This is a genomic window from Candidatus Cloacimonadota bacterium (assembly GCA_020532085.1).
GTDB lineage: Bacteria > Cloacimonadota > Cloacimonadia > Cloacimonadales > Cloacimonadaceae > Syntrophosphaera.
In genome coordinates, this window is record JAJBAV010000003.1 from 51,342 (window position 1) to 63,178 (window position 11,837).

Consider the following 11,837-nt stretch of genomic DNA (forward strand, 5'->3'; position numbering starts at 1 on the left):
TCAGCACATATTCACGCTGTCTTAGCCGGTCCCAGACAGCTTTGCCAAACAGGCAATTGCTTGCTGCACAAAGATATGATCAGCACGTGGTAGGTCACAACTCTGGAGTTTCATTGATTTCATAATAATGACTGATTCACTTTCGTGTCAAGCGTTTTGTATGTAATTCACCCATTATGCCTGATACTTTCGTGGAAAGTTTTCCACAAAACCAGAGCAAAGTTAGGATGGTTCGGGCCGCGGGTGTGCTCAGCCTGACCGGTAAAAATCGCCTTGACAGAAATGCTGTACCCAAAACCCATTACCCTCTGAGGAGATTTGAAATGATCGAAGTAATAGACCAAAGTTGCGTGGGCTGCGGCGCCTGCGTGAAAGCCTGCGCTTACGACGCCATCCGGCTGGAAGGCAAGCTGGCGGTGATCGATATCGATAAATGCACCCTTTGCGGGGCCTGCGTTCAGGCTTGTCCCTTCGACGCCATCGTGATCCGCAGGCAAGGGGCCGTTCAGACCGACCTGCAGGAACACCAAGGCATCTGGATCTTTGCCGAACAAAAGGACGGGGCCATTGCTCCCGTGGTTTTAGAGCTGCTGGGCAAAGGCCGCGACCTGGCGGAGCAGATGGAAGCCGAGCTCAGCGCCGTGCTGCTGGGATCTGAGGTTGAGAGCCTGGCTTCGGAGCTGATCGCCTTTGGGGCCGACCAGGTGATCGTGGTGGATGATCCCGAACTCAAGAATTTCCGTGACAGCCGCCATGCCAAGGCACTCACGGAACTGGCCCTCAAATACAAACCCGCCGTGATCCTCGCCGGAGCCACCGTTACCGGCAGGTCCTTCATCCCGCGCGTGGCCATTGATCTGCACACCGGCCTCACCGCCGACTGCACCGGGCTGGACTACGATCCCGAAACCGGAAACCTGCTGCAGACCAGGCCCGCCTTCGGAGGCAACATCATGGCCACCATCATCACCTCCAACCACCGGCCCCAGATGGCCACCGTGCGCCACAAGGTGATGAATTCCCTCCCCCGAGATGACAGCCGCTCCGGGATCGTGATCCAGGAACAGGTGGACTTCGATCTGGACGAGGAAGACAGTGCCTGGCTGGGTTTTGAACCCGAAGCGGGCACCCTGGTCAACATCACCGAGGCCAACATCATCGTCTCCGGTGGTCGGGGTCTCAAAGACGCCAAAAATTTCGCCTTGCTGGAAGAACTGGCCGCTGCCCTGGGTGGCGCGGTCGGAGCCTCGCGCGCCGCCGTGGACGCTGAGTGGATCCCCTATTCCCATCAGGTGGGGCAAACCGGCAAGACGGTGAAACCCACTGTCTATATCGCCTGCGGGATCTCCGGAGCCATCCAGCATCTGGCCGGAATGTCCTCCGCGGATTACATCATTGCCATCAACAAGGATCCCGACGCGCCCATCTTCAAAGTGGCGGACCTCGGCATCGTCGGCGACCTCTTTGAAGTGCTTCCCGCACTCACCAAAAAGGTCAAGGAACTGCGCGGATAGTTGTTATCTGCCACACCAAAGCCGTGAGCCTGTCCGTCTGCGAGATCTTTTACAGCCTGCAGGGCGAATCCAGCTTCGCGGGCAGGCCCTGCGTTTTCATCCGGCTCAGCGGCTGCAATCTGCGCTGCTCCTACTGCGACACGCGATACGCCTGGGGCCCGGGAACCAAGATGGAGATTCCCGAAATCCTGTCTAAGATCCACAGATATCCCACCCGGCTGGTGGAAGTTACCGGCGGCGAACCCCTCTGGCAGGAACAAACTTACGCTCTGCTATCTGCGCTGTGCGCTGAGGGTTACACCTGCCTGCTGGAAACCAACGGCTCGCTCTGGCTGGAGGAAATGCCGGCTGAAGTGGTCCGCATCATCGACGTCAAGTGCCCCGGCAGCGGCTGCGGGGATTCCTTTATGAAATGGAACCTGAAACAGCTCAAACCGCGCGATGAACTGAAGTTTGTGCTCACCAGCCCCTGGGATTACCGCTTCGCGCTTGATTTCATCAGAGCCAATTCCCTGCAGGACAGAACCATCCACTTCTCGCCAGTCACCTCCGTGCTCAAGCCCGAAACCCTGGCCAAATGGATGCTGCGGGATGGCGTGACAGCCAGGTTGCAGTTGCAGTTGCACAGGATACTGGACCTTAAATAGCCAATCATTCTAAGGGGTTGCGTTACTTTGTCACCCACTTTGGGTGGAAACATCTGGCTCCGGCAGCTTGATTCTGAGCATCCCCAATCCAGTTTCAGGATTGGAAAGCGCAGGCCCCGCCCTGATCACACCACCCATTCACTTCCCATTCGCCTCCGCTTCAGTTCCCGCCCACCCAAGGGGAACTGAGGCGGAGGCGGACAAGGGGCGGACGGGAGAGGGCTTAGGGCGGATCAAGCTGGCAGAATTCTGCTAACTCCAGCCTCCAGAATGAGTTGCGGATAACCCCAGCCAACCGGCCCCTGCAGTCCATGAGGCTACATAAGCTACTCTTAGATAAAAGCTTACATATGCCTCATGAACTTCAGGGGCATTATCTGGGTTTGGGCCTCAGATCTTCAGATCCACGAACTCCGTTTCCACCTGGTAGTTTTGGTCCCGGATCGCGGGCAGGGCCAGCAAAGCCTGTTTGTAGCGCTGCAACTGCCCTTCCTCCCTGCTGTCGCCGGTCTTGTAATCCAGGATCAGGGCTCGTTTGTGCGTGGTGTCCAGCAAGAGGCGGTCGATACGGTGTTCCCGGCCTTGATGCCAGAGGGTGAATTCGGTGAAAACCTTATCGTAGCCGGAGGGGAAGATCCGCTCCTGGGGCAGGTTCGAGCGCAGGATCTGGATCCGGGCCTGGATGGGTTCCCGGGTAAGCAGCGAACCAAAGCGGGCCAGACACTGTTTGGCGGCGTAGTCGTGCTCGGCGGGCAGGTCCAGTTTCACAAAGCTGAGATAGTGGTGAGCCAGGTCACCGAAGAGGTTTTGGCGGTCTTCCAGCCAAATCTTTTTCCAGTTTTTATGCTCTTCGAGCAGGTTGGGCCGAAGGCCGGCAAAGCGGTCTGTTCGCCTGGACGGCAAAACTCTGGCCAGAGCGGCCACAGTGACGCCCTCTTGTTTGAGGGTTTTGGTTTCTCCCTCCGCCGGCTGAGGCTGGGATTCCGGCCAAATGTAGGTCCCGTCCTCTGTGGGAACCACGGCTTCAGCCTGAAAGAATTCCTCCGCCGCGGCAGCCACCAGCACCGGAAGTTTGAGTTTGCCGCTCTTTTTATCCTCCACGTATTTTCCCCAGCCGTCCTTGCCCTCAAAGGCAAAACAGATGTGCAGAGCGGTCTTGGCCCGGGTGAAAGCCACGTAGAGGTTGTTCATTTCCTCCAGCAGGGCGCGGTTCTCGGTGCTCTCAGCCAAGGCTTTGTGGCTGGAAGCCTTGATCACATCGGCATAGTGGTAGGTGAGGCCAAAATCACGCAGGTCCTGAAAATCGGCCCCGGTGAAGTCGGCGTAGGCCTTGAGATGGGCATGATCGTTGCCGCCCCGGCTGCTGAGGTTGTAAAAGAGAAACACGCGGTCGAACTGCAAGCCCTTGGATTTGTGTACAGTTAGCAATTGCAGGGAGCCTCCGCCCTCCACCGAAACCTGCTTCAGGAAATCCTGGCCGTCGTTGTCGGTGAGATAATCCAGGAAAGCGGGAATGCTGACATCTTTCTGGGTGGTGGCCAGCTCAAAGTCGCGTACAAGACTGAGGAAGGCATGGATGTTCAGATAATCGCGCTCGAAGGCCTGGGGGTTGGCAGACTCAGCCGCGGCCCCCTTGCGCAGCGGCAGACAACGGTCTGTGAGCGCCCGGCAGGCTTGGGAGATCGATCCGGACTGCTCCTGGGAGAGTTTGTAAAGCCCAGCCGCGAGGGGACAGGCAGAGAAATCCGGCTCAAGCCCGGCTTCCCGGGCTACGCTTAGCTCGTCCGCGACTTTCTTTAGCTCCGTCGCGTTGAGCAGGATGTAGTTCGAGCGCAGCACCTCCAGAAAATCCAGCCAATCACGCCAGGCCAGCCAGCGCAGCCACGCCAGCAGCGGTGAAACCCAGGCGTGATCAGGCAAAGTGCTGGAAGGCTGATAGATGCTGCCGATTTCCGCGGCATCCAGCAAGGGCTGGAAGGCGGCCAGCTCTTTGCCCGTGCGGCAGATCAGGGCCATGCTTTCCCGACTGTCCTTGGGGCTGTGGGGTTTGATGAAATCGCGGACAAAATCGCGGTGGATGCTGCCGAGGCTTTTTCCGGCCTCACTTTTGGAATAGGCAGAGGCGCGAAATTCGATCCGGGTTTGGGGATCGAGTTCTTTCATGGCATGCTCGAGCGGCTTGTAATACCAGCTTAACTCAAACTCCCGCAACCGATTGCTGATCAGGGACGAACTGAAAACACGGTTGACGAAGGAGACCATCAGTTCGCTGCTGCGGTAGGATTTATCCAGGGATTCCAGCCGCAGATCGCTCAGAGCGCCGAAGATGGAGCGCAAATTGAGCAACAGCTTTCGTTCTCCGCCACGCCAGCCGAAGATGGACTGCTTTTCATCCCCCACCACGATCATGCCGCCAAAATCCTTGGTGCCCTCACCACTGGTGATCTCCTCGATGATGGGTTTGAGGATGGCGAATTGGATCAGCGAAGTGTCCTGAAATTCGTCGATCAGAATGAAGCGGCTGCGGTGGGCCAGAAACTGGTAAAATTCGGTGGCGACGGCCTCCTCCTGCATGTCGAATTGAGGCGGGTCAGTGCTGAAGAGCGCTTCCAGGGTGAACCAGGAAATGTCGTCATAGGTCATGTTCTTGTAGCGGTAGATCAGTTTGTCATATTCCGCCAGAATGGCCGACCAGACCGAGAGGATCTCCTCCTGTTCGGGCAAAAAGTGGGTGTGCAGCAAGAAATCGGCCAGATGTCCGTAAATTCCGGTTTGCAGTTCCAGGAGGGTCTGTTTCACCTCCGCCAGGCCTTTGCGCTTGAATTTGTTCGAGTCCGCGATCTTGCCTTCGGGGCAATTCTGAAACAGCCGGAGGTAGCCGTCGGGCCGGTCACAGAGTTTGGCCAGGGCCTCCCGCAACCCGGCAAAGGTATCCGGAAAGAGGGGAAACAGCTTGCGGAACTTCTCCACGACGCACTCTTCCGGCGCCAGGTCCGGCCGGCTCTGCTCCATGAGGGAGACCAGAAGTTCCAGATTTTCCCGGATGGCCGCGCGGTGCTGATCCCGCGCCGCGGGATCGCCTTGCTTGAAAAGCTGCCAGAGAGTTCCCTCCGCCGGAGTTTGCCGCTCTCCCTTCCTGATCTGGAAATGCAGCCAGCGCTGTTCGATCAGCGATTTGAAGAAGTGCCGGTACTCGTCCAGCGAAGGGCTGATCTTGCGGCTGAGCAGGCTGTCCAGCTTGGACTTGAATTCCGGCCGCATCAGGTGTTGGAGCAGAAAGGGCAGCCGTTTATCCACTGCCTTGATGTCGATCTCGAAATTTTCGATGCTGCGCAGGGGTCGCACGATGTTGCGGAAAACGCTGTTGATATAGGCATCGATGGTCATCACCTGCAGCTGCTTGCGGTCGGAGGATAGGGCGCGCAGAGCACGGTTGAGCAGGGCAAGGTCCTGGTCAGTTAGTTCCGGCTTTGCCTTATCCGGCCAGAGGCTGTCCAGCAAACCGCGCCGCTCCCGGGCGATCTTGTCCGTGGCCGGTTTGTCGTTGCAAAGCAAGGCCAGATGGGCGTTTATTCTTTCACGGATCTCCGCTGTGGCCTTTTTGGTGAAGGTGAGCACAAGGATGTTGTCCAGGCTGAAATCCTGGTTTTTGCCGTAGAAGCCCAGAATGACGCGGATGTATTCCAGGGCGAGGCGATAGGTTTTGCCCGTGCCGGCGCTGGCGGTGATGATCTTGCTGGAAAACTGGCTCATGCCTCACCTCCCTTGTCCGCACGGAACAGGTCAGCGCGGGTGACAGCGGCCAGTTTCTCCCGGTCACCGGCTTTTTTGCCAAGGGTAAATCCCCGATCCAGAACGTCTTTAAAGCTATCCTCCAGTCCTTCCCGCCAGTCCTGGCGGCGCTTGTCAGTGATCTTTTTGCCACCCGTTTCCTGCCTGAAAACAAGCCAGAACAGGGATTGCAATTCCTTGCCCTGCCAGGCCTCGTCCAGCAGATAGTACAGCCACTCATAGAAGATCAGTTGCCCGTCGTCGCCATTGCCGGTCTTGAAATCCACGATGTAATTGAGTTCCGGGCATTCTACGCGCAGGTCCGCCTTGCCGTGAATCCAGAGCGAATAGTCCCGGTCCCCATGGGTCACGCAGACCAGCTTGCGGCCTTCGCTTTCCTCTTTGGTCATGAATTCCTCTTCCGGAATCAGCCGGAAGGAAACTTCTTGCAGCCGGGGTTTCAGAAACTCGAAGAAAAACTCGCGAATGGATTCCACCAGATTGTCCGAGATGATGCTCACCAGAAACTCGTGGTTGTAGTTTTGCGGGATCTTGTAGAGGTAGAGTTGGTCAGGGTCGTTCAAGATCCTGCCCAAGGCTTCCGCCAGGCCTTTGGAATCCGTGAAAGCCTTTTCCAGACCGGGCAGGTCGGCCTCCTCCCTGGCCAGAGGCAGCAGCACAGACGAAAGAAAGGAGTGCATGATGCTGCCAAAGAGTTTGCGCGTGAGGGTTTCCTGCGGACGCAGTTCCAGTTCCGGAAGCTTGCGCAGATGCTCCAGATACCAGGCGAAGGGGTTTTTTTTGAACCAGGCCAGGCTGTAATAGCTGGTGTGGACGCGCCCGCCCGCCCCAAAATCTTTCTGGGGAGAACAGGGCAGAGTGAAAAAGTCCCCGTCCGGCTGGTCCAGCCCACAGAAGGCCTTGTCGGCGAGCCCGGGAAGGCTCTCCGCGGGGTCCGGAGCAGCCTCAAAGCCAGCCAGATAGAGTTTGGATATCCGCGGCGCCAGCTGCACTGTCTGCTCTTCCGGCTTCTCCCTGTTCACCTCCGGCAACGCGCCGTCCGCCATGGCCTGAACCAGTTCGGTTACAAAGCTGCCCGGCTCGATGTCCTTTTCCTGGTCGCGGTAGCTGAAGATCACGCAACGCCTGCTGGTGAGCACGGTGCGCAGAAAATAGTAGCGTTCACGCTCGCGGAGGTCGGGATAGCTTTTCAGGCCCAGACTGGCGCGCTGGTTTTCGTTGAGCAACCAGACCGGGCTTGGATTTGAAGGGATTTCCCCCTCGGTGGCATGGAAGAAGTAAACGCTGTGGTGCTGCAGGTCGCGCAGATCCAACAGGTTGCTCACCTCCACGCGGGATTCAGCCTCCAAAGCCTGCTGGAAGCTGAACTTGCCGCTACCCAGGGATTCCAGGAACAGCTGCAGAATGGCCGCGGCCAGGCTCACTCCGCCGCAGCCGAAGAGCGCTTCCCAGTCGCTTACAATGGCCAGGTTTTCCAGGCTGGCAAAGTTGGAGAGCCGCTCGTAGAAGACATCCAGGATATCGCTGTGCAGCAGTTCCTCTTCCCGGCACAGGTCCTGGATCCGCAGACCCTCAGGAATGTCGACCAAATCGATGAGGTCTTTGGGCCGGGCGATCCTGCCCAGCTGGCGGAGGAGGGCAAAGTGTTTGTGCAAAACCACCCTAAGCAGGGGAAAACCCTGCTTGCGGTAAAGTTTGCTCAAAAGCCGCAGCTCGCTGTCCACGTAGAGGATATCCTTTTGCAGCATGTATCTCAGCTCTTCCAGCAGCGGGGCCTTATCCGCGGCTGAGAGCCCGTGATAGCGCAGAAAACCCTCTTGCGCGCAGGCATCCAGGATGAGTCGCAGCGGCAGGAAGGATTCTTCCAGCGTGGCCTGCATCGCCTCCAGGTGCCTTTGGAAAACACGCAGCAGCTGAAAGACGTTGCTGCCAACGATGGATTCGGAGCGGGGGATGGCAAAGCGGGCAGGATCGAACAAATCACGGTAATGGGCCTGGTTGAAATGGCTGTCCACGATCACCGCATCACCCTCTTCCCCACTGGCCTGGGCATGGTTGGCGAGGAAGGCCAGCACCATCTGTTCGGCGTTTTCGCATTCCACGATCTCCAGTTGCCTGAGCTTGTATTCCGCCGCTTCCAGGCTGGCCAGGTCGATGCGGGGTGGCTCCAGATCACGGTTTTCTTCCGCCGGGGCCTGCGCCAGCACCAGCACCTCGTTGCCGGCATGTTCCAAAGCATCCAGCAACGCTTTTTCCAGCCGGCTGTAATAATATTGGTTCACGAAAACCACTTTCCGGCCGGAGAAATGAACCCGGGCGCGGTCGGCCCGGCGAGTGAAGATGGGATCGCTGCAGGCCAGTTCCTCCAGTTTGCCCTGATACCGGGAGCGGATCTCCAGAACCCGGAGCAGGTAATCCTCCTGCCAGTTCAGCAGCGTCATCTGGGCGCGGCCGGGAAGGTCGTGCAGGATCTGGCTGTCCACGTTTTCGTCGCAAAGTTCCTCAAAGAACTGGAAGAAGTGGCCGCCCCACTCCACGATGTCGAAATAGCCGTTGATGTGGAAATACTCCCGGTCTTCCTCCAGCAAGGATTGGTAGAGACAGAGCAAGCGCTTGTCGTCACTGATCCGCGGCAGGGAGGGGAGCAGCAGCGCGGCTTTGAAATCCTCCATCGCCACAAACTCGCAATCCTGCAGGGCCCAGCCTTCCATGAAGCGTTGCCTGGCCCTGGCAGCGGAAATGCGGGTGGGAAAGACCAAAATGCTGGCGTCCCTGACCTGGCTCACGGCCGCTGCGGTCAGGTCTTCACTGAAAGAGATATTGATGAGGGCGTGCAAAGAAACCTCCCCTATGGCTTTTTTGCACGTTCGGACCAGGCTGGTTTTCTGTCAAGCCGAAATCCTCCCAATCTCAATGACGAAGGCTATTGATCCGCCCAGTTCAACTTCTCTGGCCCTTTTCGCCTCTTATCAAGCCATGGCTGGAACGGAGGCCGGGCAAGCCTGGCAGTTATGGCCCTCTGGTCCCGCCCTCATTCGCCTCCCGCCTAATCACCGCATCTGATGCGGCTATAAGGCGGGAGGCTTGATATGGACTGATCTGAAAGGGCTTGGAGCCAGCCCGGCTTGGGGCATTCAGGATGTTCCAGAGGGACAAACAGCCCTTAAAGGACAGCCAGAGCAAAGCGAGGTCTTTTTACAGAAATCTTTGCACTGGCGGACGATCTGGGCGTGAAAGTCATTGTAGAGGGTGACCTCCTGGGGAATGCGGGCACAGATGTAATCCTGCAGCTGGTGATAGTCCAGCCTTTCCACCGCGTGGCCGAGCCGCGACAAAAGCCTTTTGGTGTAAGCATCCACCACAAAGACCGGCAGCCCGCCGGCATAGAGGAGGATGGAATCAACCGTTTCCGGCCCCAAGCCCTTGAGGGCAAGCAGCCTGGCGCGCAGGTCCGATAGGTCTTCCGTGAACAAGCGGTCCAGATCGAAGCCGCAGGTTTCTGCCAAAAAATCGGCAAATCCCTTGAGGCGCAAAGCTTTCTGATTGTAGTAGAGGCTGGGGCGGAGCAGCGGGGCCAGGATCTCCACAGGCGTGGCGTGAACATCCCCGAGCGTGGTGATGCCGCTTTCCGCGAGTGCGGCCAAAGCCTTGGCCACATTGCCCCAGGCCACGCTTTGGGTGAGGATTGCGCCGATGATGATCTCGTCCCGGGTCTGGCCCGGCCACCATTTTTGGCAGCCATTGCGATTGAGCAGGAATTGGTATGTTTCCGGCAGGAGGAGAGGCGATTTGCTCGAGCCTGTCATGATTTTTGGTGAAGCGACGCGCTCTGGCTCAGCCGCCGCTGATCAGGTGATAGACGCTTACATCCGCCCCGGCAGGCACTTCCGTGGTATCCCAGTCAGCTTTTTTCACCAACTGGCCGTCGATCTTGATCACCAGCATCATGAAAGTGTAGTTCATCGCGGTGAGCACGTCGCGCACCGTCATGCCTTCCCGCCAGCTTATCTGATGCCCGTTGACGGTGACGCAGGGCGTCATTTCGCCGCCTCCAGAAGCAGTTCCAGACAGAGGTTGGCCTGCATATTGGCCACTGTCGCCACCCGCGCGGAAACCGGGCTTATTCCTGGCTCCAGCTCGGAAACGCCGTCGCCGACAATGATCAACCGGCCCAGAGTCTCGGTGTGGATCAATTCGTTTTTCCCCACCCCGGCAATGCCTGAAGCGGCGATGATATAGCGCTGGGGGAAGAGGCTTTGCCAGGCCTCGATCAGCATCTGCTTTTCCGCGGCAGCATCAAACGCTTCCAGCATGATGTCCGCCTGGGCAAAAATGCTGTCGATGTTGAGTGGGCTTACCTTGATGTGATATATGACCACGTTGGTGTAAGGGCTGATGTGGCGTAGATTGTCTTTCAGCGCGGCCACCTTGGGCAAGCCGACTTGGTTGAGGAAATACTGCTGACGGGCCAGGTTGGCGGTGGTCACCGAATCGTGGTCGGCAATGATGATTTTGCCAATACCTGCCCTGGTGAGGGATACGGCGATATTCGATCCCAAGCCCCCGGCCCCGGCTATGCCCACCACGGCTTTTTGCCAAACTTGCAGCTGGCTGGGGTCATGCCCGGAAAAGAGTTCTGTGTATAGCTTGTCCACGGCTCATCTCCGGATGTGAATCCTGATGTCGCCGCCGTTGTCGGTTCCCTTGAGGTTGGCTGTGAAACCCAGAATGATGTCCCGCAGCAGGTTTTGCACGAAGGGGACGATGGTGAGGGGCTGGCCGCCGATCTCAAGTTCGAGATCCTGCTGGCTGTCCAAAACGCAGTCGGAGCGCCCGGCCCGGCCCTGCACTATGTCCGCGGCTAGTTGCCAGCAGGTTTTTCCGCAGGCGGAGCAGCACTCCGGAGCGCTGTGGGGCAGGATATCGAAAGCTTTGCTGACGGCAAGTTCGATCAGTTGCGGCGTTTGTTCCTCGAGGGAAAACACCGGCAGGCCTTTGTAACTGCTGGTTTGGCCCGAGATCCGGCCACAGAGGCAAAAAACCGTCTCATCGATCAGTTCGTCCGCCTGGGCTGTGTCGTTGGCGCAGACTATCTTGGGCACGGCGGCATCTTTCATGCCTTCGATGATCAGCCACTCGGCGCTGAGCAAACTCAGCATCCGCGGCAGGTCAGGCGGTTGATCCAGGATCAGGGCGGCATCGCGCAAGCCGCGGGCAAATACCTGTGAAGCGCCGGCCTGGGCATGCTTCCAAGAATTTTTGCCCTCGCTGTCGGCCCGATAGGCCTCGGAGTGAATGTCCTTGATGGAGGCCACTTGAAAACCTTTCTGCGCCAAGGCGCTGATGAGGGCTACAGCTAGGGTGGTCTTGCCGCTGTGATGGTAGCCGATGATCCCGATCGCTTTCACACTCGCCTCAGCAGCAAAATGCAGTGCGCAGCCATCCCGCCTCCGCCTCCGGAAACTCCCAAACCCTCTTCCGTGGTCGCTTTCACGCTCACGTTGTCCCGGCCGGTATTCAGGTCCAGGGCCAGATTGGCCCGCATGTCGTCGATGTATGGACGGAGTTTGGGCCGCTCGGCGCAGACGGTGCAGTCGAGATTGGCCAGCGCCCAGCCGCGTTCACGCACCATCGCGTAGGTGCGGCGCAGCAGGTCGCGGCTGTCGGCGCCCGCGTAGGCGGGATCGGAATCGGGGAAATGAGCGCCGATATCGCCGAGAGCCAGGGCTCCCAGCAGGGCGTCGATCACCGCGTGGACCAGCACATCAGCGTCGGAATGACCCAGCAGTCCCAGATGAAAGGGGATCTGCACCCCACCGAGGATGAGTTTGCGTCCCGGTGCCAGGGTGTGAACGTCGTAGCCGTGGCCGATGCGAAACATGGC

At 58.3% G+C, this 11,837-nt stretch carries 9 protein-coding genes; 2 read left to right on the top strand and 7 right to left on the bottom strand.

The annotated features are described in order from the left end of the window. The first annotated feature begins 323 nt into the window (after nucleotides 1-323). Together LHW45_01705 and LHW45_01710 are read left to right on the top strand one after the other, a co-directional pair. Complete coding sequence (locus tag LHW45_01705) at nucleotides 324-1,514, top strand: FAD-binding protein (protein ID MCB5284293.1); 1,191 nt, start codon at nucleotides 324-326, stop codon at nucleotides 1,512-1,514. Nucleotides 1,515-1,537: 23 nt separating this feature from the next. Then, on the top strand, nucleotides 1,538-2,161 hold the full coding sequence (locus LHW45_01710; protein MCB5284294.1) for a radical SAM protein: 624 nt from the start codon (nucleotides 1,538-1,540) through the stop codon (nucleotides 2,159-2,161). A 390-nt stretch (nucleotides 2,162-2,551) separates the two neighbouring features. On the opposite strand, the gene LHW45_01715 is transcribed toward LHW45_01710, so the two are convergent. From LHW45_01715 to ispF, 7 genes are all read right to left on the bottom strand, one after another. Beyond that, a complete protein-coding gene (locus tag LHW45_01715; GenBank protein ID MCB5284295.1) occupies nucleotides 2,552-5,914 on the bottom strand; it encodes a UvrD-helicase domain-containing protein in 3,363 nt (1,120 codons plus the stop codon). Continuing rightward, nucleotides 5,911-8,790 (bottom strand): PD-(D/E)XK nuclease family protein, encoded by a 2,880-nt coding sequence (locus tag LHW45_01720; GenBank protein MCB5284296.1) that lies wholly within the window; start codon nucleotides 8,788-8,790, stop codon nucleotides 5,911-5,913. Before LHW45_01720 ends, LHW45_01715 begins: the two co-directional genes overlap by 4 nt. A 297-nt stretch (nucleotides 8,791-9,087) precedes the next feature. Further along, nucleotides 9,088-9,759 carry a hypothetical protein gene (locus LHW45_01725; protein MCB5284297.1) on the bottom strand — a complete coding sequence of 224 codons (672 nt, stop codon included), beginning with the start codon at nucleotides 9,757-9,759 and terminating at the stop codon, nucleotides 9,088-9,090. A 28-nt stretch (nucleotides 9,760-9,787) separates the two neighbouring features. Continuing rightward, nucleotides 9,788-9,994 (bottom strand): sulfur carrier protein ThiS, encoded by a 207-nt coding sequence (gene thiS / locus LHW45_01730; protein ID MCB5284298.1) that lies wholly within the window; start codon nucleotides 9,992-9,994, stop codon nucleotides 9,788-9,790. Beyond that, nucleotides 9,991-10,608 carry a sulfur carrier protein ThiS adenylyltransferase ThiF gene (thiF, locus tag LHW45_01735; GenBank protein ID MCB5284299.1) on the bottom strand — a complete coding sequence of 206 codons (618 nt, stop codon included), beginning with the start codon at nucleotides 10,606-10,608 and terminating at the stop codon, nucleotides 9,991-9,993. The genes thiS and thiF overlap by 4 nt, the downstream gene beginning before the upstream one ends. Before the next feature lie 3 nt (nucleotides 10,609-10,611). Further along, a complete protein-coding gene (gene mobB / locus LHW45_01740) occupies nucleotides 10,612-11,361 on the bottom strand; it encodes a molybdopterin-guanine dinucleotide biosynthesis protein B (protein ID MCB5284300.1) in 750 nt (249 codons plus the stop codon). After that, nucleotides 11,358-11,834 carry a 2-C-methyl-D-erythritol 2,4-cyclodiphosphate synthase gene (gene ispF / locus LHW45_01745; GenBank protein MCB5284301.1) on the bottom strand — a complete coding sequence of 159 codons (477 nt, stop codon included), beginning with the start codon at nucleotides 11,832-11,834 and terminating at the stop codon, nucleotides 11,358-11,360. Before ispF ends, mobB begins: the two co-directional genes overlap by 4 nt. Nucleotides 11,835-11,837 lie beyond the last annotated feature (3 nt).